The sequence below is a fragment of the Streptomyces sp. NPDC053542 genome (assembly GCF_044544685.1).
In the GTDB taxonomy this organism is placed as follows: Bacteria; Actinomycetota; Actinomycetes; order Streptomycetales; family Streptomycetaceae; genus Streptomyces.
Genome location: NZ_JBITXL010000012.1, coordinates 293,125 through 316,008 on the forward strand (window position 1 = coordinate 293,125; position 22,884 = coordinate 316,008).

21 protein-coding genes are annotated in these 22,884 nt (G+C 72.3%); 11 read left to right on the plus strand and 10 right to left on the minus strand.

Going from position 1 to position 22,884, the window contains the following annotated elements; genetic code table 11:
* The first annotated feature begins 1 nt into the window (after position 1).
* Positions 2–991 carry a GTP 3',8-cyclase MoaA gene (gene moaA / locus ACIGXO_RS30515; RefSeq protein WP_399793226.1) on the plus strand — a complete coding sequence of 330 codons (990 nt, stop codon included), beginning with the start codon at positions 2–4 and terminating at the stop codon, positions 989–991.
* 87 nt (positions 992–1,078) lie between these two features.
* Here moaA and ACIGXO_RS30520 read toward each other — a convergent pair whose 3' ends face one another.
* Both ACIGXO_RS30520 and ACIGXO_RS30525 read right to left on the minus strand, forming a co-directional pair.
* On the minus strand, positions 1,079–1,315 hold the full coding sequence (locus tag ACIGXO_RS30520) for a hypothetical protein (protein WP_399793228.1): 237 nt from the start codon (positions 1,313–1,315) through the stop codon (positions 1,079–1,081).
* A 199-nt stretch (positions 1,316–1,514) separates the two neighbouring features.
* Entirely contained in the window at positions 1,515–1,901 is a 387-nt protein-coding gene (locus ACIGXO_RS30525) for a DUF3099 domain-containing protein (RefSeq protein WP_399793322.1), read from the minus strand.
* A gap of 218 nt (positions 1,902–2,119) precedes the next feature.
* Between ACIGXO_RS30525 and ACIGXO_RS30530 the strand changes: the two genes are divergently transcribed.
* Complete coding sequence (locus ACIGXO_RS30530; protein ID WP_399793230.1) at positions 2,120–2,404, plus strand: GlsB/YeaQ/YmgE family stress response membrane protein; 285 nt, start codon at positions 2,120–2,122, stop codon at positions 2,402–2,404.
* 155 nt (positions 2,405–2,559) lie between these two features.
* Here the strand turns inward: ACIGXO_RS30530 and tyrS are convergent, their stop codons facing one another.
* From tyrS to ACIGXO_RS30545, 3 genes are all read right to left on the minus strand, one after another.
* Positions 2,560–3,963, minus strand: a complete 1,404-nt coding sequence (tyrS, locus tag ACIGXO_RS30535; RefSeq protein ID WP_399793233.1) for a tyrosine--tRNA ligase — start codon at positions 3,961–3,963, stop codon at positions 2,560–2,562.
* Between the two features lie 177 nt (positions 3,964–4,140).
* Entirely contained in the window at positions 4,141–5,568 is a 1,428-nt protein-coding gene (locus tag ACIGXO_RS30540; protein WP_399793235.1) for a metallopeptidase TldD-related protein, read from the minus strand.
* 31 nt (positions 5,569–5,599) lie between these two features.
* A complete protein-coding gene (locus ACIGXO_RS30545; RefSeq protein ID WP_399793237.1) occupies positions 5,600–7,150 on the minus strand; it encodes a TldD/PmbA family protein in 1,551 nt (516 codons plus the stop codon).
* Between the two features lie 231 nt (positions 7,151–7,381).
* Here ACIGXO_RS30545 and fabG point away from each other — a divergent pair, with 231 nt between their 5' ends.
* Together fabG and fabI are read left to right on the plus strand one after the other, a co-directional pair.
* Entirely contained in the window at positions 7,382–8,086 is a 705-nt protein-coding gene (fabG, locus tag ACIGXO_RS30550; RefSeq protein WP_030264741.1) for a 3-oxoacyl-[acyl-carrier-protein] reductase, read from the plus strand.
* 5 nt (positions 8,087–8,091) lie between these two features.
* Positions 8,092–8,859, plus strand: a complete 768-nt coding sequence (gene fabI, locus ACIGXO_RS30555) for an enoyl-ACP reductase FabI (protein ID WP_399793240.1) — start codon at positions 8,092–8,094, stop codon at positions 8,857–8,859.
* A gap of 406 nt (positions 8,860–9,265) precedes the next feature.
* Here fabI and ACIGXO_RS30560 read toward each other — a convergent pair whose 3' ends face one another.
* Positions 9,266–9,952: a FadR/GntR family transcriptional regulator gene (locus ACIGXO_RS30560; RefSeq protein ID WP_399793243.1), complete on the minus strand. Its 687-nt coding sequence runs from the start codon at positions 9,950–9,952 to the stop codon at positions 9,266–9,268.
* A gap of 58 nt (positions 9,953–10,010) precedes the next feature.
* Between ACIGXO_RS30560 and ACIGXO_RS30565 the strand changes: the two genes are divergently transcribed.
* From ACIGXO_RS30565 to ACIGXO_RS30580, 4 genes are all read left to right on the plus strand, one after another.
* Positions 10,011–11,306 carry a CynX/NimT family MFS transporter gene (locus ACIGXO_RS30565; RefSeq protein ID WP_399793245.1) on the plus strand — a complete coding sequence of 432 codons (1,296 nt, stop codon included), beginning with the start codon at positions 10,011–10,013 and terminating at the stop codon, positions 11,304–11,306.
* Between the two features lie 37 nt (positions 11,307–11,343).
* Positions 11,344–11,460, plus strand: a complete 117-nt coding sequence (locus ACIGXO_RS30570) for an SGM_5486 family transporter-associated protein (RefSeq protein ID WP_281179396.1) — start codon at positions 11,344–11,346, stop codon at positions 11,458–11,460.
* A gap of 222 nt (positions 11,461–11,682) precedes the next feature.
* Positions 11,683–11,886, plus strand: coding sequence for a hypothetical protein (locus tag ACIGXO_RS30575; protein WP_399793247.1), 204 nt, complete (start codon positions 11,683–11,685; stop codon positions 11,884–11,886).
* A gap of 83 nt (positions 11,887–11,969) precedes the next feature.
* On the plus strand, positions 11,970–12,488 hold the full coding sequence (locus ACIGXO_RS30580) for a SixA phosphatase family protein (protein ID WP_399793250.1): 519 nt from the start codon (positions 11,970–11,972) through the stop codon (positions 12,486–12,488).
* A 74-nt stretch (positions 12,489–12,562) separates the two neighbouring features.
* Here ACIGXO_RS30580 and serB read toward each other — a convergent pair whose 3' ends face one another.
* Both serB and ACIGXO_RS30590 read right to left on the minus strand, forming a co-directional pair.
* On the minus strand, positions 12,563–13,807 hold the full coding sequence (gene serB, locus ACIGXO_RS30585; protein ID WP_399793253.1) for a phosphoserine phosphatase SerB: 1,245 nt from the start codon (positions 13,805–13,807) through the stop codon (positions 12,563–12,565).
* A gap of 145 nt (positions 13,808–13,952) precedes the next feature.
* Positions 13,953–15,737, minus strand: coding sequence for a streptophobe family protein (locus tag ACIGXO_RS30590; RefSeq protein WP_399793255.1), 1,785 nt, complete (start codon positions 15,735–15,737; stop codon positions 13,953–13,955).
* Between the two features lie 306 nt (positions 15,738–16,043).
* Here ACIGXO_RS30590 and ACIGXO_RS30595 point away from each other — a divergent pair, with 306 nt between their 5' ends.
* Positions 16,044–18,593: an FHA domain-containing protein gene (locus tag ACIGXO_RS30595; protein WP_399793257.1), complete on the plus strand. Its 2,550-nt coding sequence runs from the start codon at positions 16,044–16,046 to the stop codon at positions 18,591–18,593.
* Positions 18,594–18,704: 111 nt separating this feature from the next.
* On the opposite strand, the gene ACIGXO_RS30600 is transcribed toward ACIGXO_RS30595, so the two are convergent.
* Positions 18,705–19,487 (minus strand): transglycosylase SLT domain-containing protein, encoded by a 783-nt coding sequence (locus ACIGXO_RS30600; protein WP_399793259.1) that lies wholly within the window; start codon positions 19,485–19,487, stop codon positions 18,705–18,707.
* A 586-nt stretch (positions 19,488–20,073) separates the two neighbouring features.
* Between ACIGXO_RS30600 and ACIGXO_RS30605 the strand changes: the two genes are divergently transcribed.
* Together ACIGXO_RS30605 and ACIGXO_RS30610 are read left to right on the plus strand one after the other, a co-directional pair.
* Positions 20,074–21,231: a GAF domain-containing sensor histidine kinase gene (locus ACIGXO_RS30605; protein ID WP_399793262.1), complete on the plus strand. Its 1,158-nt coding sequence runs from the start codon at positions 20,074–20,076 to the stop codon at positions 21,229–21,231.
* The gene (locus ACIGXO_RS30610) at positions 21,224–21,892 is read left to right on the plus strand and encodes a response regulator (protein ID WP_399793264.1); all 669 of its coding nucleotides are present in this window, start codon (positions 21,224–21,226) and stop codon (positions 21,890–21,892) included. Before ACIGXO_RS30605 ends, ACIGXO_RS30610 begins: the two co-directional genes overlap by 8 nt.
* Before the next feature lie 135 nt (positions 21,893–22,027).
* Here ACIGXO_RS30610 and ACIGXO_RS30615 read toward each other — a convergent pair whose 3' ends face one another.
* Positions 22,028–22,831, minus strand: coding sequence for a hypothetical protein (locus ACIGXO_RS30615; protein ID WP_399793267.1), 804 nt, complete (start codon positions 22,829–22,831; stop codon positions 22,028–22,030).
* Positions 22,832–22,884 lie beyond the last annotated feature (53 nt).

Below are 22,884 nucleotides of genomic sequence, written 5' to 3' on the forward strand. Positions count from 1 at the left end.
CGTGCTCATCGACACATACGGGCGAGTAGCCACCGACCTGCGGGTTTCGCTGACCGACCGGTGCAACCTGCGGTGCACGTACTGCATGCCCGAAGAGGGCCTGCAGTGGCTCGCCAAGCCCGACCTGCTCACGGACGACGAAATCGTCCGCCTCATCCGCATCGCCGTCACCGACCTCGGCATCGAAGAGGTCCGCTTCACCGGCGGCGAGCCGCTGCTCCGCCCCGGCCTCGTCGGCATCGTCGAGCGCGTCGCGGCGCTGGAGAAGCGCCCCAAGATGTCGCTGACCACCAACGGCATCGGCCTGGAGCGCACCGCCGCCGCGCTGCGCGACGCCGGCCTGGACCGGGTCAACGTCTCGCTGGACACGCTGCGCCCGGACGTCTTCCAGACCCTGACCCGCCGCAAGCGCCACGCCGACGTGCTGCGGGGCCTGGAAGCCGCCCGCGCCGCGGGCCTCACCCCCGTCAAGGTCAACAGCGTCCTGATGCCCGGGCTGAACGACGACGAGGCCCCGGACCTCCTCGCCTGGGCCGTGGAGAACGACTACGAGCTCCGCTTCATCGAGCAGATGCCGCTGGACGCGCAGCACGGCTGGAAGCGCGAGGGCATGATCACCGCCGGCGACATCCTCGCCGCGCTGCGTACGCGCTTCGAGCTGACCCCCGAGGGCCAGGAGGAGCGCGGCTCCGCGCCCGCCGAGCGCTGGATAGTGGACGGCGGGCCGCATCGCGTCGGCGTGATCGCCTCGGTCACCCGCCCCTTCTGCCGCGCCTGCGACCGGACCCGGCTGACCGCCGACGGCCAGGTGCGGACGTGCCTGTTCGCCACGGAGGAGACGGATCTGCGGGCCGCGCTGCGCTCGGACGCGGGGGACGCGGAGGTCGCCCGCATATGGAAGCTCGCGATGTGGGGGAAGAAGGCGGGCTCGGGCCTGGACGACCCGAGCTTCCTGCAGCCGGAGCGGCCGATGTCGGCGATCGGCGGCTGACGGTCCGGACCCTGCGTGGGTTCGGGGCCTTCGTGGGCCCGGAGCTTTCGCTGGGCCGGGGGCCGCGAGTGGGCCCGGGGCCCCGGCTCAGCCCTCCGGGTGCGTCGCCTCCCACTCCGCCAGCTTCACCACGTCCTTCAAGAAGCCGCGTACGCCCAGGAATTGGGAGAGATGCTCGCGGTGCTCCTCGCACGCGAGCCAGGTCTTGCGGCGGTCCGGCGTGTGCAGCTTCGGGTTGTTCCACGCCAGGACCCATACCGCGTCGGCTCGGCAGCCCTTGGCGGAACAGATGGTGGCGTTCTCGGAGACGTTCGGGGAGTTCACGCCCTCAACCCTACGTCGCGCCCCTGGGTGCGGACATGGCGACGCCGGGCAGCCACGGGGGGAGCCGCCCGGCGTCGGTCCGTCGCTCCGACGGGGGATGCGGAGCGCGTACGAAGTATGTCACGGGGGACCGTGCCGGGTGCACCGGAACCACATGATTGATCTGAGCTTTTCTTGAGCTTTGCGGATCGTCGGGAGATCAGCCGCGTTCGCCGCGCTGCTCGGCGGAGTCCGTACGTGCCGCTTCCGGCCCGTCTTCCGCGCCGGATTCCCGCGGTGACTCGTCCGCCGACGCGGTCAGCATCGGCCGGGTCGGGGCCGCTATGAAGGTCGACGGGAGCGAAGTGACGTTCTCCCGGCCCGCGTTGGCGATGACGACCGCAATGTACGGCAGCACCAGACCCGCGATCAGGGTGATAATGGCGACGTGGCGCTCGACGTTCCAGAGCACGGCGGTGAGGACCACCGCCACTGTCCGCACGGACATCGAGATCACATAGCGTCGCTGCCGCCCACGGACGTCCTCGGTCAGCCCCTGGCGGGCTCCCGTGATCCGGAAGGACTGGGCACTGCTCTGCTTCCGCATCACGTTCCACCACCTGTTGTCATACCGGGCACACGCCAATGCCGGACCTGTTCCACGTTACGCCGGGCCTGCGCAGCCTTCGAGACCGGGGCGCGATACGCGCGGCGGGGTACATACCGGCGTCATACGTACAGGCGGCTCCGACGTGCGCCGTACGGGTGGCGGTACGAAACTGAACGATGCACGGCCTTGTACACCGCGCCCCACTAGGAGGCGAAATGGATTGGTTGTGGGCCATCATTGTGGGTCTGGTTCTGGGTGTGATCGCTAGGGCGCTCATCCCGGGGAAGCAGGCGATCCCGCTCTGGCTGACGGTGATCTTCGGCATGCTCGGCAGCGTGCTGGGCAACTGGGCGGCGACCGGCATCGGCGTCGCGGACACCAAGGGCATCGACTGGACCCGGCATCTGCTGCAGCTGATCGGCGCGGTGATCGTCGTCGGCGTGGGCAGCCGGCTCTGGGCCACGATGCGCGGGAGGAAACACCGGCACCAGCAGGCGTGACCACGCCGCCGCACACCGCTCCCGCGGGCCCTGCGCACCAGCGCCCGCGGGAGCGGTCCTGTGCGGGGCCGCCGCGACGGCCCCGCACAGGACCGCGCGACCTCGCCCCGAGCCACCTCGCCCCGAGCCGGCTTGAGACCGGCCCGGCGCCCGGCTTACGCGCCCTGGATCTGGGCCAGCTTGCGGCCCGCCTTGAGGTACGGGGTGCCCGGCGTCGCGGCCAGCTTCTCCGCCAGCACCTCGGCCAGCGGACGGATCGCGTCCGCCTCGGCCAGTACCACCGTCTCCTGGCCCGACTCGGCCTCGATGACCAGCCGCAGCGCGTTCTGCTTCGCCAGCCGGCGGGCCGCCGAGGCGCTGGCGGTGAACTCCAGCACCTTGGTCAGCACCGTGGCCACCGTCTCCGTGCCGTGCTCGGCGAGGTCCACCGAGGGCAGCGTGGAGACGTCGGCGAACGACTTCTTGGAGAACTGCGCGACGAACCCGGCGCGGGCCGCCATCGCCGCCTCGATGCCGTACAGCGCGGTCACGACCTCACCCGCGAGGATCTTCTTCAGATCCATCGGGTGCAGCGACTTCGCCTCGATACGGGCCAGGACCTGGGCGATCTCCTCGTCCGTCCACTCCGTCCACGCCTTGAGGTACGGCTCCATCAGCCGGTCCGGGACCGACATGATCTTGCCGAAGACGTCCTCGGCCGGGGCGTTCAGACCGACGTAGTTGCCCTTGGACTTGGACATCTTCGCGCCCGTGCCGTCCGTACCCTCGATCAGCGGCATCGTGACGACCAGCTGCGGCTGCTGGCCCTTGAGCTCCATGAGCTTGCGGCCCATCTGGAGGTTGAGCAGCTGGTCGGCGCCGCCCAGCTCGACGTCGCACTCCAGCGCCACCGAGTCCAGGCCCTGCGCGATCGGGTACAGCATCTCCGTCATGGTCAGCCCGGAGCCGTCCGCGAGGCGCGTACGGAAGTCCTCGCGCTGCAGCAGCTGGGAGGCGGGCACCTTGGCCAGCAGGCTCAGCAACTCGGGGAAGGTGTACGGCGCCAGCCACTCGCTGTTCTGCCGGAAGCTGACCTTCTCGAAGTCGAAGAACGGCCGGACCTGGTCGCGGTAGCTGGCGAGGTTGTGCGCGATGTCCTCGTCGGTCAGCGGCGGGCGCTCGGTGCTGCGGCCCGACGGGTCGCCGATCTTGGCCGTGAAGTCACCGATGATCAGCGTGACGTCATGGCCGAGGCGCTGGAACCGGCTGAGGATGATCAGCGGGACCGCGTGCCCCAGGTGCACATCGGTCGCCGTCGGGTCGATGCCCAGCTTGATGTGCAGGCCCTTGCCGGCGGCCTTGCGCTCCTCGATGCGCTCGGCGAGCTGGTCCACGCCCGGCAGCACCTCGACCGTCCGCGCGGCGATCAGCGCGGCCTGCTCCTTGGCCGGCAGGTCCGTCAGGTCGAGATAGCGCCGCGCGCCCGTCTCCTTCAGCAGCTCCTCGACGGTGGCGTCGACGGAGAGGTCTGCGGAGAGCAGCGTGCTGGCGCGGGCGACGGATTCGCCGAGGCGTGTCATGGCGTTCCTGATCGGTCGTTGATCCCAAACGGGAGGACGGAACCGATTCTATTAGCCGTGCGAAGCGTGGCCGACCGAGTATCCACAGGCCGGCCACGCGGTACGACTAGTGCGCGCGCCTTCAGGGACGCGCGCTCCGGCCAAGGGTCCGGCGCGGCGCGCAGCGGCTGGGCGGCCTCACACCCCCCGGCTCACCGAGCTCATGTTGAAGTCCGGGATGCGCAGCGCGGGCATCGCGGCCCGCGTGAAGTAGTCGCTCCACTCGCGCGGCAGCGTGCGCTCCGTACGGCCCGCCTCGCTCGCCCGCCCCAGCAGATCCACCGGCGACTCGTTGAACCGGAAGTTGTTCACCTCACCGACCACCTCGCCGCCCTCCACGAGGTACACGCCGTCCCTGGTCAGCCCCGTGAGCAGCAGCGTCGCCGGGTCGACCTCGCGGATGTACCACAGGCAGGTCAGCAGCAGCCCGCGCTCGGTGCCGGCCACCATCTCGTCCAGGGACTTCGTGCCACCCGCGTCCAGCAGCAGGTTGTCGACCGCGGGGGCCACCGGCAGGCCGGTCAGGTCCGCGCTGTGCCGCGTGGTGACCAGCCGGTTCAGCGCGCCGTCCCGCAGCCACTCGGTGGGCTCCAGCGGCAGCCCGTTGTCGAAGACCGAGGCGTCGTCCCCGGAGCTGTGCGCCAGCACGAAGGGCGCGCACTCCAGGCCCGCGGCCCCCGGGTCGCTGCGCAGCGTCAGCGGCAGCCCGGAGAGCTTCTCGCCGACCCGGGTGCCGCCCCCGGGCGACGCGAAGACCGTGCGGCCCTCGGCCGCGTCCCGGCCTCCGGAAGACCACATCTGGTACACGAGCAGGTCGGCGACGGCGGTGGGCGGCAGCAGCGTCTCGTACCGCCCGGCGGGCAGCTCGGTCCGCCGCTCGGCCCAGGCCAGCCGCCGCGCCAGGTCGGCGTCCATGGCCAGCGGGTCGACGTCCCGGAAGTCCCGGGTGGCCCGGCCCGCCCAGGCCGAGCGGGTGCGGTCGGGCGACTTGGCGTTCAGCTCCAGGGTGCCGGTCGGCTGATCGTGCCGGAGCCGCAGCCCCGTGGAGGAGCCCACGTACGAGGACACGACCTCGTGGTGGGCGAATCCGTACAGCTCGCGGCCGCCGTCCCGGGCCCGCCGGAAGGCTTCGCCCAGCGCCGGCGCGAAGTCGGCGAACACCTCGGAGGAGGTCTCGGCGGGTGGCTCGGTGAAGCCGGGGGAGGGCACGCCGCCCGGGACGAGCGGCTGCGCGTCCTCGGCGGGGCCCGCGCCCCGGGCGGCCGCCTCCGCGGCCCGCACCAGCCCCTCCAGGTCGTCCGCGGTGACCGCGGCGCGCGAGACGACACCGGACGCGGTGCCCTCCTTGCCGTCCACGGTGGCGATGACGGTGAGGGTGCGGCCGCGGGTGACCCCGTTGGTGGTCAGCGCGTTGCCCGCCCAGCGCAGGTTGGCGGTGGCGGACTCGTCGGCGATGACCACGCAGCCGTCGGCGCGCGACAGCGCCAGCGCCCGCTCGACCACCTCGTGCGGCGCGCTCGTACGAGAAGTACGAGAGGTACGAGACGTCGTACGGCGTGTGCTCATCGACCGGCCTCCTGCGTCGTGTCCAGACTGTTCACCGACCGGCCTCCTGGGTCGTGTTCAGGATGTTGACGCCCGTGAAGAGGGCGGAGGGGCAGCCGTGCGAGACGGAGGCGACCTGGCCCGGCTGCGCCTTGCCGCAGTTGAAGGCGCCGCCCAGTACGTACGTCTGCGGGCCGCCGACCGCGGCCATCGAGCCCCAGAAGTCGGTGGTGGTCGCCTGGTACGCCACGTCCCGCAGCTGGCCCGCCAGCCGCCCGTTCTCGATCCGGAAGAACCGCTGCCCGGTGAACTGGAAGTTGTACCGCTGCATGTCGATGGACCAGGACCGGTCGCCGACCACGTAGATCCCGTGCTCCACGCCCGCGATCAGCTCCTCGGTGGACGGCCCCCCGGGCGCCGGCTGCAGCGACACGTTCGCCATCCGCTGCACGGGGACGTGGGACGGCGAGTCCGCGTACGCGCACCCGTTGGACCGCTCGAAGCCGGTCAGCCGCGCGATCCTGCGGTCCAGCTGGTAGCCGGCCAGGACGCCGTCCTTGACCAGGTCCCAGGACTGCGCCGCCACGCCTTCGTCGTCGTACCCGATCGTCGCCAGCCCGTGCTCGGCCGTCCGGTCGCCCGTCACGTGCATCAGTTCCGAGCCGTACTTCAAGGTGCCCAGCTGGTCGAAGGTGGCGAACGAGGTGCCCGCGTACGCCGCCTCGTACCCCAGCGCCCGGTCCAGCTCGGTCGCGTGCCCGATCGACTCGTGGATCGTCAGCCACAGGTTGGAGGGGTCCACCACCAGGTCGTACCGCCCGGCCCGGACGCTCGGCGCGCGCATCTTCTCCGCGAGCAGCGCCGGCATCTCCGCCAGCTCGGCGTCCCAGTCGTACCGCCCGTCGGTCAGGTACTCCCAGCCGCGGCCGACCGGCGGCGCGATGGTCCGCATCGAGTCGAACTCCCCGCTGCGGTCGTCCACCGCGACGGCCGTCAGCTCCGGGTGCAGCCGGACTCGCTGCTGGGTGGTGCTCGTCCCCGCCGTGTCGGCGTAGAACTTGTTCTCCCGGATCGTGAGGAGCGAGGCGTCCGCGTGCGTGACGCCCGGCGCGGCCAGCAGCCGCCCGCTCCACTCCGCCAGCAGCCCGGTCTTCTCCGCGTCCGGCACGTCGAACGGATCGATCTCGTACGAGGAGATCCACGTCCGGTCCGGATACGCCGGCTCGTCGGCCAGTTCCACCTTCTCCTGCGACCCGGCCGCGTCGATCACCTTCGCCGACAGCTTGGCCATCGCCACCGCCTGCGCCGCCACCCGCGCCGCCGCGTCCATGGTCAGGTCCACACCGGACGCGAACCCCCAGGCCCCGCCGTGCACGACGCGCACCGCGTACCCCAGGTCGGTACTGTCCGAGGACCCGGCGGTCTTCGCGTCCCGCAGCCGCCAGGACGCGTACCGGATGCGTTCCAGCCGGAAGTCGGCATGGTCGGCCCCCAGCGCCCGCGCCCGCGCGAGCGCGGCATCGGCCAGCGCGTGCAGGGGCAGCGCGAGGAAGCTCTCGTCAACGGAACGACTCTCGTCAACGGAACGAGGTGTAGCGGGCACGGCATCCCTCCCGGGTTCGGCGCCACGCATCATGCCGTGCCGGACCCCCGGTGCGCACCAGGCCCGGCGGGTTCGTCGCGGCGATTCGCCGGGTCGCGGAGCGGTCGCTTCTGTAGGGACCCCACAGTGACCGGCAGGTGCCCCTGTGCGAGCTGGATTCTCCGTATGGGGGTCGTGACCGCTAGTTTCGTAGGGAACACACGTCGGACAGGACACGGAAAGGGTGATCTCTTGAGCCGCTCGGTTCTGGTCACCGGAGGCAACCGCGGCATCGGCCTCGCCATCGCCCGGGCCTTCGCCGAGGCAGGCGACAAGGTCGCCATCACCTACCGCTCCGGCGAGCCCCCGGAGGGGTTCTTGGCCGTGAAGTGCGACATCACCGACACGGAGCAGGTCGAGCAGGCGTACAAGGAGATCGAGGAGAAGCAGGGCGCGGTCGAGGTGCTGGTGGCCAACGCCGGCGTCACCCGTGACCAGCTGCTGATGCGGATGTCGGAGGACGACTTCGCCTCGGTCCTGGAGACCAACCTCACCGGTACGTTCCGCGTGGTCAAGCGGGCCAACCGGGCCATGCTGCGGGCGCGCAAGGGCCGGGTCGTGCTGATCTCGTCCGTCGTGGGGCTGCTGGGCTCCGCGGGGCAGGCGAACTACGCGGCCTCCAAGGCGGGCCTGGTCGGCTTCGCCCGCTCGCTCGCCCGCGAGCTGGGCTCCCGCAACATCACCGTGAACGTCGTGGCCCCCGGCTTCGTCGACACGGACATGACCCGCGCGCTCACCGATGAGCAGCGCGAGAACATCGTGAAGCAGGTGCCGCTCGCGCGTTACGCGCAGCCCGAGGAGATCGCCGCCTCGGTCCGCTTCCTGGCCTCCGACGAGGCCGCGTACATCACTGGAGCCGTCATTCCCGTCGACGGCGGATTGGGCATGGGTCACTGATCGATATGAGCGGAATCCTCGCCGGCAAGCGCATTCTGATCACGGGTGTGCTGATGGAGTCCTCCATCGCCTTCCACGCGGCCAAGGTCGCGCAGGAGCACGGCGCCGAGGTCATCCTCACCGCGTTCCCGCGGCCGACCCTCACCGAGCGCATCGCCAAGAAGCTGCCCAAGCCCGCCAAGGTCATCGAGCTGGACGTGACCAACGACGAGCACCTGGCCCGCCTGGAGGGCGTCGTCCGTGAGGAGCTCGGCGGCCTCGACGGCGTCGTGCACTCCATCGGGTTCGCGCCGCAGGACGCGCTGGGCGGCAACTTCCTCAACACCCCCTTCGAGTCCGTCTCGACCGCGATGCACGTCTCGGCGTTCTCGCTGAAGTCGCTCACCATGGCCTGCCGCCCGCTGCTCAGCGAGGGCAGCGCCGTCGTCGGTCTCACCTTCGACGCGCAGTACGCGTGGCCGCAGTACGACTGGATGGGCCCGGCCAAGGCCGCCCTGGAGGCCACCTCGCGCTACCTCGCGCGTGACCTGGGCCCCGAGGGCATCCGCTGCAACCTGATCTCGGCCGGACCGATCGGCTCGATGGCCGCCAAGTCCATCCCGGGCTTCAGCGAGCTGGCGGACGTCTGGAACACCCGCTCCCCGCTGAAGTGGGACATGGCCGACCCGGAGCCCGCGGGCCGCGGCGTCGTCGCCCTGCTGTCGGACTTCTTCCCGAAGACGACGGGCGAGATCGTCCACGTCGACGGCGGCGTGCACATGATGGGCGCCTGACCCGTCCGTCTTGACGCGCTGAGGGCGCCTGACCCGTCCTCTGTGACGCGCTGAGGGCCGCTTGACGCGATGAGGGCCGCGGGCCGTACGGAGACGTACGGGCCGCGGCCCTCGTGCGTCCGGGGCTCGCGCGCCTTCGTGGCGAATCGAACGAGATCGTCCCCCACCGGGGGATTACCCAAGGGGGGCGGAGCGGAACCGCGTCCGGCGTGGTCAGCCCAGTCGGGACGCGCGCCTTCGTGGCGAATCGAACGAGATCGTGCCCCCACCGGGGGATTACCCAAGGAGGGCGGGGCGGAAGCGCGTCCGGCGCCCTCGGCCCGCGCCCTCGGCCCGCGCCCTCGGCCCGCGCCCTCGGCCCGCGCCCTCAGCCCGCGCCCTCGGCCCGCGCCCTCGGCCCGCGCCCTCAGCCCCGTCGCAGCCGCCCCGGGCGGCAGCCGTACGGGTGGGAGCTCGCCTCCGCCGCCGCGCGGTCGCCGTCGCCCTCGCGGATCGCGTCCACCAGCCGCGAGTGGTCCATGTGCCACTCGGGGCGCAGCTCCTCGCCCACGTCGGCGCGGAGGAACTCGCGCAGTACGCCGCCGAGGTCCGCGTACAGCTCCGCCAGTACCTCGTTGTGCGAGGCCGCCACGATCACCATGTGCAGCGTGGCGTCGGCCTCCACGAACGCGGCCGCGGCGCCCGACTCCCACGCCTGCTCGCGCCGCACGAGCGCTGCGTCCAGCTGCTTGAGGTCCGCCTCCGTACGGCGCTCCGCGGCCCGCCGGGCGGCCTCCGCCTCCAGGGCGCTGCGCAGCTCGGCGACGTGCCGGGGGTCGGCGTCGGCGAAGCGGCGGTTCATCACCCCGGCCAGCTCGCTGGTGGCGACGACGTACGTGCCGGAGCCCTGGCGGATGTCCAGCAGGCCGTTGTGGGCCAGCGCGCGGACCGCCTCGCGGACGGTGTTACGGGCCACCCCGAGCTGTTCGACCAGCTCGGGCTCGGTCGGGATGCGCTCGCCGACCGGCCACTCGCCCGAGGTGATCTGGGCGCGCAGCTGAGCGATCACCTGGTCGGCGAGGGCGGACCGCCGGGGCGAGGGGGTCAGTGGCATGGACGAGCTCCCGGGACGATTGGACAGCCATTCATCCCATGATTCTATGATGAGTCCTATGGCAGACGACGACCTCGCGACCCTCGGCACCGGCACCGAGGCACCCCAGACCACCGCGCACCCGGGAACCGGCCCCCTGGACCCCGCCCCCGCGCCCGTACCACGCTGGGTCGGCGCGGTCCTGACCGCCGGTCTCGTTCTCGCCGCGCTCAACCTCCGCCCGGCTATCACCAGCCTGGGCGCCCTCATGGAGGAGGTGCGGGACGGACTCGGCATGAGCGGCACCGTCGCGGGCCTGCTCACCTCCGTACCGGCCCTCTGCTTCGCCGTCTTCGGCATCGCGGCGCCGCGACTGGCCCGCCGGTTCGGCGCCGGCACCATCGTGTGCGCCGGCATGGCCGCGATCGCGCTCGGCGTCCTGGTGCGCCCCTTCGCGGGCGGCACGGCCGGCTTCCTCGCCGCCAGCGCCCTCGCGCTCGCCGGCATCGCGGTCAGCAACATCCTGCTGCCCGTGGTGATCAAGACCTTCTTCCCCGACCGGGTCGGCTCGATGACCGGGCTGTACTCGATGGCGCTCGCGATGGGCACCTCGCTCGCCGCCGCCCTCACCGTGCCGGTCACCGGCGCGCTCGGCGGCGGCTGGCAGGCCGGGCTCGCGGTGTGGGCGGTGCTCGCCGCGCTCGCCGTGGTGCCCTGGCTCGCCGTGCTGCGCCGCCGCCCGCCCCAGGAGGCGCCCGCGCCCGGGGCCGGGGCCGCCCGCGAGGACGCCCCCGCCGTACGGATCAGCCGCTCGCCCACCGCCTGGGCGCTGGCGGTCTTCTTCGGCCTCCAGGCCACCGCCGCGTACATCACGATGGGCTGGCTGCCGCAGATCTTCCGCGACGCCGGGGTGCCCGCCGGGACCGCGGGCGTGCTGCTCGCCGTCACGATGGCGATGGGCATACCGCTGTCCTTCGTGCTGCCGCGGCTGGCCGCCCGGATGCGCCACCAGGGCGTCCTGGCCGTCGGGCTGGGCGCCTGCGGCCTCGCCGGCTACGCGGGCCTGTGGCTGGCGCCCGCCGCCGGGGCCTGGGGCTGGGCGCTGCTGATGGGCATCTCCAACTGCGCCTTCCCGCTCGCCCTCACCATGATCGGCATGCGTGCCCGCAGCGCCGCCGGCGTCGTCAAGCTCTCCGCCTTCGCCCAGTGCATCGGTTACCTGATCTCCATCCCCGGGCCGCTCCTGGTGGGCACGCTGTACCAGCACAGCGGCGGCTGGGGCCTGCCCATCGCGCTGATGGCGGGGCTGATGGTGCCGCAGATCGCGGTGGGCGTGCTGGCCGGCCGCGATCGCCGGATCGAGGACGAGGGCTGACGGAAGCCCGCTCACGGGCGGGTGCGACACTGGGGACATGCCAGTGCTCGAACCGAATCCGCAGGGCGGACAGAAGAAGCTGCTCCTCGTCCTGGGCGCGATGCTCGCCGTGACCGTCGTGGTGGGGATCATCGCCAGCATCGCCTCACCCTGACCCGGCGCCCGCGGGCCGCCTCGGGGGACTGCCTCGGTGGGGCTGTCCCCAGCGTCCCCTAGGGGGCCAGGGTCAGGGGTAAGTGGGTGGCGCACCTGATGGGACGCGCGGTCCCGGGGCCGTAGGTTCGAAGGACACCGCGGATCGAAGGACACCGCGCCGCCGCGGTGGGCGCGGCCGCACCAGGGCCGCGCCGTCCCTCGACCGCACGGAGGCGATCCCATGTCCGCCGCTCACACCCGGCCCGCCGAGAACGGCGCCCGGCCCGTGCGGCTGCCGTGGTGGGCCGTGGCCCTGGCGGTGGTCTCGTTCGTGGCGCTGCTCTTCGTGATCAGCCCCGCCGCGGAGGCCGAAGCGGCGGGTGTGCCGCCCGCCATGGCGTCCGTGATCCACTTCCTCGCGCGGCTGCTCGGCGCCGGAGTGTAGCCGCCGGTTCCGGGTCCCGCTTTGTGGGATGAGGCTGTCAACACCCCGCGCCCCGCGCCGCGTTTCATGCGAAGCTGGGACACATGAGCGTCGATTCTCCTCGCCGGATTGTTCTTCTCCGACATGCCAAGGCCGAGTGGTCCCAGGAGAGCGATCACGAGCGGCCGCTCGCCGAGCGCGGCCGCCGGGACGCCCCCGCCGCCGGACGATGGCTCGCGGGCGCGGGCATCACTCCTGATCTGACCCTCTGCTCCACGGCCCTCCGCACCCGCGAGACGTGGAAGCTCTCCGTCCACGAACTGCCCCAGCGCCCCAAGACCGTCTACGAGGACCGGCTGTACGAAGCCTCGCTCGGCGAGCTGATCGCGGTGGTCAACGAGGTCCCGGACGAGGTGAACGACCTGCTGCTGGTCGGCCACAACCCCGGCATGCACGCGCTCGCCGACGCGCTCTCCGGCGAGGCGGAAGGCGAACTGCTGACGCGGATGAACCGCAGCGGTTTCCCGACCGCCTCCATCGCGGTGGTGACCTTCAACGGCTCCTGGAAGTCCGTCGAGCACGGCGTCGGCCGCCTCGACGCCTACTGGACGCCCCGGAGCTGACCGACCGCCGCTCGACCGCGTACGCGAGGGCCCCGGCACGCACGTGCCGGGGCCCTCGCGTGTGCCGGCGCGGCTCAGTCCGCGAGCGTGTCGGCGGCCTCGACCTCTTCGCGGGTGACGCCGAGCAGGTACAGCACGGTGTCCAGGAACGGCACGTTCACGGCGGTGTGCGCGGCCTCCCGTACGACCGGCTTGGCGTTGAAGGCGACGCCCAGGCCCGCGGTGTTCAGCATGTCCAGGTCGTTGGCGCCGTCGCCGATCGCGACCGTCTGCGCCAGCGGCACCCCGGCCTGCTGGGCGAAGGAGCGCAGCAGCCGGGCCTTGCCCGCCCGGTCCACGATGTCGCCGGTGACCTTGCCGGTGAACCTGCCGTCCACGATCTCCAGGGTGTTCGCCGAGGCGAAGTCCAGCCCCAGGTCCTCCTTGAGCGCGTCGGTGACCTGCGTGAAGCCGCCGGAGACCACGCCGACCTGGTAACCCAGCCGCTTCAGGGTGCGGACCAGCGTCCGCGCGCCGGGCGTCAGCCGCACCTCCTTGCGCACCTGCTCCACGACCGAGGCGTCCAGGCCCTTCAGCAGCGCCACGCGGGCGTGCAGCGACTGCTCGAAGTCCAGCTCGCCGCGCATCGCGGCGGCGGTCACCTCGGCGACCTCGGCCTCACAGCCCGCGTGCGCCGCGAACAGCTCGATGACCTCGTCCTGGATCAGGGTCGAGTCCACGTCCATCACGACCAGCCGCTGGGCGCGGCGGGCCAGTCCGGAGTCCACCACCGCGATGTCCACGCCCAGGACCGACGCCTCGGTCGCGAGCGCGGTGCGCAGCGTGTCGGTGGGCGTGCCGGAGACATTGAACTCGACCGCCGTCACGGGGTACTTGGCGAGCCGGAAGATACGGTCGATGTTGCCGCCGGTGGCCGTTATGGCGGCGGCGATGGCGGAGGTGGACTCGGCGGTGAGCGGGTGCCCGAGGACGGTGACGTGCGAACGGCCGGTGCCGCGCGGACGGTTGTCACCGGTACCGGAGATGATCTCGGCCTGGAGGTGCAGCGACTCGGCCCAGCTGTGCACGGTCGCGCGCAGGTCGCCTTCGGTGGCACCGTTCGACGCGCTCCCCGTGGGCGTGGTCACCAGGGCGCACAGCACGATGCGGCCCCGGGTCACGACCTGCTCGATGTCGACGACGTCGACGGAGTAGGCAGCGAGGGTGTCGAAGAGACCGGCCGTGATGCCGGGCCGGTCCTTTCCGAAGATCTTGACGAGAAGGGTCGGTACGTCGTCGCCCGGTACGGCGGTGGCAGGCGGTGTCTGCGATGCGCTCATGGTGCTCTTACGGTATCCGGCCCCGCGACGCAGCCGTACAGGTGTCCCGCCGAGTGGACGTCTGCCACCACGCGGCCGAGTGGAACGCGAGTCCGTACATGTCCGTACAGAGCGGGGTCCGGCCCGCGGCGCGTGGGGCCCGTCCTCAGCGGCCCGCGCCCGGCCGTCCGGGTGGCGGCGGCTCGGGCGGCGGCTCGTCCCAGCCCCGCCGCGGGCGGGGGCGCGGCCGGGCGGGACGGGAGAGCGGTGTGCCGCTCACGGTGGGCGCCGAGGCGGTGTCGCTGCCGTGGGGCGGCGGCTTCCGGGGCGGCTCCGGCGGCTCCGGCGGCTCCGGCGGCTCTCCGTGGGGCGGGGCCTGTCGGGGCGGCAGGGGACGCAGGTACGGATTGGTGTCCGGGTTCGGCCGCCGGTACGGGGGCGACGGCGTGTACGGTCCCGGGCGCTCCGGGACCCCGTGACCAGGCCCGTACGCCGCCGGCCCATGCGTCACCGGCCCGTGCACCGGTGCCGGCGGATCGGCGGCGCTCCGGCCCGCGATCCCCGCCCCGACCGCCAGCAGCGCCCCCACGAGCCCGGCCGCCGCGCCCCACAGCGCCCCCAGCAGCAGCCCGGCTCCGGGGTTCCCGCGCAGGTCGAGGCCCGCCCCGTGGACGCCGATGTCCATGAAGAGCAGCCGGACGTCCGCCGTGACCTCCGTCAGCCACACCAGCAGCGGTACGGCCAGTGCGGTCAGCGCCCCCAGCCGCAGCGCACAGCCGCCCGCGTACGCCGGGACACCGGATCCCGCGCGCGCCGTACGGGCGGCCGTCAGGACCCCCGCCAGCAGCATCAGCGCCACCGCCACCAGCGCCGCGAGCCACGCCCACCCGGTCTGCTCGGCCAGCCGCTGCAGGGTGAGGGGGCGCACGCCCCCGCCGCCCAGCAGCTCCCGCAGCGGCGCCGGCAGGACCGGCAGCAGCGCTCCGCTCGCCGAGCCGTGCCAGGGCACGAACAGGCCCAGCGGGATCGCGAGCCACACCCCGTTGGGCGCGCCCAGCAGCGCGGCCCCCAGCGCCCGCCGCGGCTGATCGCCGCTGGTCACCCCGTACACCCCGGCCGCCAGGCCCAGCAGTACCGCGAGGCCCAGCACCTGGGTGAGCGCGGAGGCGGCGGGGCGGACGGCGCGGCCCGCCCCGGCCAGCGTGCGGGGGAGCGGGGTGCGCCGTGAGGCCGCCAGCGCGATCAGCAGGACGGCCAGTACCCACACCGCGCCGGCCACGAGGGAGGGCCAGGCGGCCACCTCGAAGTCGATGCGGAGCCGGGCGTCCGCGAGGTCCGCGAGCCCGTCCGGCAGCCGCAGGCCGGGCAGCTCCCGCCCCAGGTCCGGTAAGTCACCGAGGCCGGGTAAGTCGCCGAGACCGGGCAGGTCACCGAGGCCCGGCAGGTCCGGCAGCCGGTCGAGCGGCCCGCCGCCCCCGCCGGCCGAGCCGGGTATCAGCGCGCGCCCCGGGATCGTTACGGAGTCGTGTCCGGCCCAGGCGAGGCCGCCGACCAGCGCGGTGAACAGCCCGGCCACCGTCGCGGCGCGCGCCGCGAGCCCGCCCGGCGTGCCCCCGTCCGGCACCGCGCGCAGCGACCGCAAGAACAACATCCCCAGCACCAGTGCGCCGGTCAGTCCCACGCCCAACGGCACGATGTCAATGGCGGTTTCGGCCGTCACGCCGGACACCCCGAAGGCCGAGACATCACCCCGCGGGGTCACCGATCCGCCTACCGCCAGCACCATGACGGCCGCCGTCATCGGGCCCAGCGAACCGTACGCATCGGCCCCCAGCAGATGCAGCCCGAGCGCCGCGACGCCGGCCATCGCCAGGAAAGCGCAGCAGACCGCGACGACGGCGGAGAGCAGCACAGCACCCGGCCCTGTGTGCGGAGTTGCGGTCGCGCTCATCGCGGGCCCCCGATCGTGAAGCCGATCGATGCGGAGTTTTCCGTGCTGCCCGCATCGCGTGGCATCCGTACGGATCCGTGGGTGTCTCCCACTCTCCGGGGGCCTTTCGCCGGCGTCAACGGACGGCCGCACTGTCCGCTTCGCGCCCTTGCCACGGCCCGACCACGGCCCGGCTTCCGGTCATGGCCCGCTGCCTGGAATAGTTCCTCACGATGTTCACCATCCCTAGACTTCCCGTGCAGGGGGTCACTCGGGGGACAACTAGTGGGGCATGGAGTGCCTGAACTCGTACTCGAAATCAATGGAATGACCTGGGCGCTCGATCCGTCCCGGGTGTACAGCCTGGGGCGCGATCCCCAGGGCGATGTGGTGCTGGACGACGCGCGGGTGTCCTGGCGGCACGCGACGGTGCGCTGGGGAGGGCGCAGTTGGGTCATCGAGGACCAGGGCAGTACCAACGGCACGTATGTGCAGGGGCAGCGGATCCACCAGATGGAGATCGGCCCCGGCTCGGCCGTGCATCTCGGTAACGCCACCGACGGTCCCCGGCTGACCCTCAGCGGTACGGCGGCGGCCCCCGCGGCGGACGCGTACGCCGCGCAGCCCGCGGCGCCGGCTCATGACGCGTACGCCGCGCAGCCGGCCGCCCCGGCCCCCGCCCAGCAGGGTGCCCCCGGCTGGGCGGCGCCACAGCAGAGTGCGCCGCAGCAGAGCGCGCCGCCGCAGGGACCGCCGTCGCACGGCGCGGGCGTCCCGCCGCAGGGCCCGTCCTCGTACGGCGCCGGCCTCCCGCCGCAGGGCGGGCCGCAGCAGCCCCCGGCACAGGGCGGCGCGGCACCGCAGGCGTCGGGCGACCGCAGCCCGACCACCTTCCACCAGCTGGACACCGGCCGCGTCATGCGCATCGGCCGTGCCCTGGAGAACGAGCTGGTCGTCTCCGACCTGCAGGTCTCGCGGCACCATGCGGAGTTCCGGGCCACGCCCGACGGCCGCTTCGAGATCCACGACCTGGGCAGCCACAACGGTACGTACGTCAACGGCCAGCCGGTCCCCAAGGGCGGCTCGGCGCTCATCGGGCCGCAGGACACCGTCGGCGTCGGTCACTCGACGTTCCGGCTGGTCGGCGACCGGCTGGAAGAGTTCGTCGACACCGGTGAGGTCTCCTTCTCCGCGCGCCACCTGACCGTCACGGTCGAGGGCGGCAAGCAGATCCTGAAGGACGTCTCCTTCGGCGTGCCCGAGAAGTCGCTGGTCGCGGTCATCGGCCCGTCCGGCTCCGGCAAGTCCACGCTGCTCAAGGCGCTGACCGGTTACCGCCCCGCCAACCAGGGCGACGTCCTCTACGACAACCGGAACCTCTACAAGCAGTTCGCCGAGCTGCGGCAGCGCATCGGTCTGGTCCCGCAGGACGACATCCTGCACAAGGAGCTGACCGTCCAGAAGGCGCTGCGGTACGCGGCCAAGCTCCGCTTCCCCGGTGACACCGCCGAGGCCGAGCGCGAGGCCCGCATCGACGAGGTGCTGCACGAGCTGAAGCTGCACGTGCACAGGGAGAAGAAGGTCACCTCGCTCTCCGGCGGCCAGCGCAAGCGCGTCTCGGTCGCCCTGGAGCTGCTGACCAAGCCGTCGCTGATCTTCCTGGACGAGCCGACCTCCGGCCTCGACCCGGGCATGGACCGCGACGTCATGAAGCTGCTGCGCGACCTCGCCGACGACGGCCGCACGGTCCTGGTGGTCACGCACTCCGTCGCCGAGCTCGCGCTCTGCGACAAGCTTCTGGTCATGGCGCCGGGCGGCGGCGTCGCCTACTTCGGCCCGCCCGAGGAGGCGCTGAACTTCTTCCAGTACGAGACCTGGGCGGACGTCTTCTCGGCGTTCGAGAACTACCGGGACTACGACTGGATGGGCCGCTGGCGCGGCTCCCCGCACTACCAGATGTACGCGGCCGACATCGACGCCGTCGCGCCGCAGTCGGTCAGCGTCCAGGCGCCGCCGGCCCGGATGCAGAAGTCCCAGAGCTGGGGCTCCCAGCTGTGGACCCTGATGCGGCGGTACGTCTCCGTGATCGCCTCCGACCGCGGTTTCCTGGGCCTGATGCTGGTCCTGCCCGCCGTGCTCGGCGTGGTCTCCATGCTGATTCCCAGCGATTTCGGCCTGGGATACGGCCCGCTGAACCGGGCCCGCACCAACCGCGACGCCACGACGATCATGCTGATTCTCGTCGTCGGCATGTGCTTCTCCGGCGCGGCCAACTCCGTACGAGAACTGATCAAGGAACGCGTCATCTACGAGCGCGAACGGGCCACCGGCCTGTCCCGCTCGGCGTACCTGATGTCGAAGGTGTTCGTGCTCGGCGTGGTCACCGCCGTACAGGGCGTCATCATCGCGGTGATCGGCTTCTCGACGCGGAACATGCCCGCCGAGGGCCTGATCGTGAAGGACCTGCCGGCCATCGAGATGACGCTCGCGATCATCGCGCTCGGCTTCACCTCGATGATGTTCGGCCTGCTGATCTCCTCGCTGGTCAAGACCGCCGAGAAGACCATGCCGCTGCTGGTCATGTTCGCCATCGTGCAGGTCGTCTTCACCGGCGTGCTCTTCCAGCTGTACAACACCCCGGGCGTCGCGCAGATCTCCTGGCTGATGCCCTCGCGCTGGGCGGTCGCGGCGCTGGGCGCCACCGCCGACCTGAACACGCTCCTGCCGTGGGACAAGACCGACCCCGACCCGCTGTGGCAGCACCAGACCGGCGTCTACGTGATGGACATGGTCTTCCTGCTGGCGCTCGGCGTGCTCCTCGCCTTCGCGGTGGCGCGCCTGCTGCGCCGCCACGAGCCCGAGGTCATGCGCAAGTAATCCGCGCCTGCCGTATGACGAAAAAGCCGCGAGGGGCGGCACCCGATTTCCGGGTGCCGCCCCTCGCGGTATTCATCGTCCGGCGCCGTTTCTCCGGCGCGCCGCAGTGGCTCAGTACGCCGAGTCGACGTTGTCCATCGAGCCGTACTTGTCGGCCGCGTAGTTACAGGCGGCGACGATGTTGGCGACCGGGTCGTACAGGTCGTTCGCCGTGCCCTCGACGTGGTACTGGTCGAAGGTGGGCTGAATGACCTGCAGCAGGCCCTTGGACGGGATACCCATCTGGGCATTCACGTCCCAGTTGTTGATCGCCCGCGGGTTACCGCCGGACTCACGGATGATGTTGCGCTTGATGCCCTCGTAGGAGCCGGGAATCCCGTGCTTCTTCATGATCGAGAGGGATTCGCGGATCCAGCCGTCGAGGTTGTTGGGGTAGGTGACCGGCCGGCGCTCGGCGGACCGGCTCGCGGCCTGCGTCGTGCGCTGCTGGTCGGCCTTGTTCTTGGCGGCCTCCTTGGCCCGGGCGGCCGCGTCGGCGGCAGCCTTGGCCTTGGCCTGCGCAGCGGCCTTGGCGTCGCCCTCGGCCTGCTTCTTCGCGGCGAAGGCGGAGGCGCTGGCCTGCTCGGCGGCGCGGGTGCTGTTCTGGGTCAGCTCCGCGTTCTGGGCCTTGGCGGCGGCGTTGTCGACCAGGCTGTACGCGGAGGAGTCGTCGACCACGTGGTAGGCGACGGGCTTCACGTTCTGGGCCGTCGTGGAGTGGGTCGGTTCGGCGTTGGCGGAACCCGGGACGACGGCGAAGACCACGGCGGCGGCACCGCCCGCGGCCACGGCAGCGGCGGAGAGCTTGTGATTCCGGTTCAGGCGGCTGTAGCCAGGAATGGCGTGCAGGGGCATGCGGAAAGAACCTCTTCCAATGGGGGACGTCGCGTGGGCCGGATTGGCGCGAGAACGCCGAGATCCTTTTCCACGGCGCCGGGCGACGTCAGCCATTGTTAGCGGCCGGAATTTGACCCTGCAATCATGTGACGTACGAAGCTGGATAGTGGAACCTGAGGCCGCCGAATTGCGTCCGGCAGGGCTCAGTCCAAGGGGTGGCTCGGATCAACTCCTGCGGCTGCCCGTATTCACACACCGGTAAACCCCACTAAGCCCGGTCGTAAGTGATGTACGCCCTATGCCCGGGCTCACATGTTTAGAGGCGCCGGCTGCCGTTATGTCATTGACTCGGTACGGAAAGTGAGCGCCGGAAGTGGCCTGCGCGCGAGCGTGGCTCCGGGCCGGTGGGCCGCGAAAGGCCGCCTTTCCTTTCCCCTATATATAGGGGGCAGAAAGTCCCCGGCCCGAAGGGGCCGATGGTCCCGCGCACCGAGAACCGGCAGCGGCAAGGGCCCGCCCGGTCTTCCGGCCTACGCCCGGGGACGTAGGCGGCGCCCCGCCGCAGGCGGATACGTGCCGTGCGGGCCGCCGGTACGGTGAGTGCATGACCAAGGGACCAGGGGCGGAGCGGGGGGCCGGGCTCTCCGCGGTGAGCGGCGCCATCCTCGCCATGAGCCGCCACCTGGAGGTGCGCGACGTGCTCAAGACGATCGTCGCGTCCGCCCGCGAGCTGCTGGACGCGGAGTACGCCGCGCTCGGCGTGCCGGACGACCACGGCGGCTTCGCGCAGTTCGTCGTGGACGGGGTCAGCGAGGAGCAGTGGAAGGCCATCGGCCCGCTGCCCCGCCAGCACGGCATCCTCGCCGCGATGCTCCAGGAGGCCACCCCGCAGCGCCTCGGCGACGTCCGCCAGGACCCCCGCTTCGAGGGCTGGCCCGGCGCCCACCCCGATATGTCCGACTTCCTGGGCATGCCCGTCGCCGACGGCGACGAGATCCTCGGCGCGCTCTTCCTCGCCAACAAGAGATGCCCGAAGCCGGCCGGCGGCTGCGGCTTCACCGAGGAGGACGAGGCGCTGCTCGGCATGCTCGCCCAGCACGCCGCCATCGCCCTGACCAACGCCCGGCTGTACGAGCGCAGCCGCGAGCTGACCATCGCGGGGGAGCGCGCCCGGCTGGCGCACGAGCTGCACGACGCGGTCTCCCAGAAGCTCTTCTCGCTGCGGCTCACCGCGCAGGCCGCCACCGCGCTGGTCGACCGCGACCCGGCCCGCGCCAAGGACGAGCTCCAGCAGGTCACCCGGCTCGCCGCGGAGGCCGCCGACGAGCTGCGGGCCGCCGTGGTGGAGCTGCGCCCCGCCGCCCTGGACGAGGACGGCCTGATAGCCACGCTGCGTACCCAGATCCAGGTGCTCGACCGCGCCCACAGCGCCAAGGTCACCTTCGCCGCCCACGGGCTGCGGGCGCTGCCCGCCGCGCAGGAGGAGGCGGTGCTGCGGGTGGCGCAGGAAGCCCTGCACAACGCGCTGCGGCACGCCGACGCGCAGCGTGTCGACGTGACTCTCGTGCGCCGCGGGCAGGGCGCGGTGCTCCGGATCGCCGACGACGGCCGCGGCTTCGACCCCGGCGCCGTCCGCCGGGCCGGGCGCCACCTCGGCCTGGTGTCGATGCGCGACCGGACCAACGGCGTCGGCGGCACGCTCACGGTGGAATCGGCGCCCGGCAAGGGCACCGCTGTCGAGATGGAGGTCCCCGGTGGCTGACGGAGGCAGGGGCCCGCTCGGCGGCCCCATCAAGGTGCTGCTGGTCGACGACCACCAGGTCGTACGGCGCGGACTGCGCACGTTCCTGGAGGTACAGGACGACATCGAGGTCGTGGGGGAGGCCGCCGACGGCGAGGCGGGCGTCGCCGCGGCGGAGCGGCTGCACCCCGACGTCGTGCTGATGGACATCAAGATGCCCGGCATGGACGGCGTCGAGGCGCTGCGGCTGCTGCGGGGGCAGCACAACCCCGCCCGGGTGCTGATCGTGACGAGCTTCACCGAGCAGCGGACCGTCATCCCGGCGCTGCGTGCGGGCGCCGCGGGCTACGTCTACAAGGACATCGACCCCGACGCGCTGGCCGGCGCCATCCGGTCCGTGCACGCCGGGCACGTCCTGCTCCAGCCCGAGGTGGCCGACGCGCTGCTCAGCCAGGAGGACACGGGCGGCGGCCAGGGCCGCGGCGGCTCCCTCACCGACCGGGAGCGCGAGGTGCTGGCCCTGATAGCGGACGGCCGCTCCAACCGCGAGATCGCCCGCGCCCTTGTCCTCTCCGAGAAGACGGTCAAGACCCACGTCTCGAACATCCTCATGAAACTGGACCTCTCGGACCGCACCCAGGCGGCCCTGTGGGCGGTCCGCCACGGAGTGAGCGCCCCGTAAGGGGCGCGGGGAACTGCGCGGGCAACCACGACGGTGGAGCACTCGTCCGCGTACGGAAACGCCCACGGCGCTGAGAGGCGCGGGGAACTGCGCGACCGGCCACAACGGCGCCGCGCCCGCCGACGCACAGAACCCCTACGGGGCCTTGCGCTCCCGCTCCTCCACAGCCGCGTTGTACGCCGCCACCTGCGCCCGCCGAGCAGTCCGCTCCACCGGGCGCAACGCGTCCCGCCGCGCGGCGATCTGGGACGAGCTCACGGCCGCCCCGTGCTCCCGGCCGTCCCCGCCGGGCCCCTCCGCGATGGCGATCAGCGCCCCCACCTTCTGCGCCAGCTCCAGCACCCGCACCGAGCGCGGCGGATATCCCGGCGCCAGCAGCTGCCGCCCGGCCTCGGCCCGCGCGCGGTACGCCGCCAGCGCCGCGTCGGCGACCGGGCCCGAGCCGGCCACGTCCAGCTTCGCCAGCAGCTCCGTCGCCTCCCGCAGCGCCTGCGCCAGCTCCCGCTCCGCCTCGCCGAGCGAGGGCACGTCCGCCGGCGGTGCGTCCCGTACCGCCATGCAGTGCCATACGACCTCGACGTGCACATCGCCCTCGGGTCCGGCCTCGTGCACCTCCGGCACCAGCCCCAGCGCCACCCCGCAGGCGGTGACCGCCTCCTCGGCCTCTATCGCGCGCGCGTTGAACTCCGGCGGGCCGCTCAGCCCCAGCGGGTGCCCCGGCACCGGCAGCGCCACCCGCAGTCCGGTCGCGCCCAGCGCCCGCAGCCGGCCGAGCGCGAGCGTCAGCCCCACCGGCCCCGGCTCGCCGGGCAGCCCGGTGACACGGTGCACCGCGTCACCCTCCGCGATCCGCTCCGCAGCGTCATCAGGTGGGACAAGCCCGGCCAACAGGGCGTTTCCCCACGCGGCCAGCCGTCCTGATCGAGGTTCATCGAGCATGGACCCAGCCTAAGGACAGGCACTGACAATGGGTGGCGTAGGTTTGCAGAGGG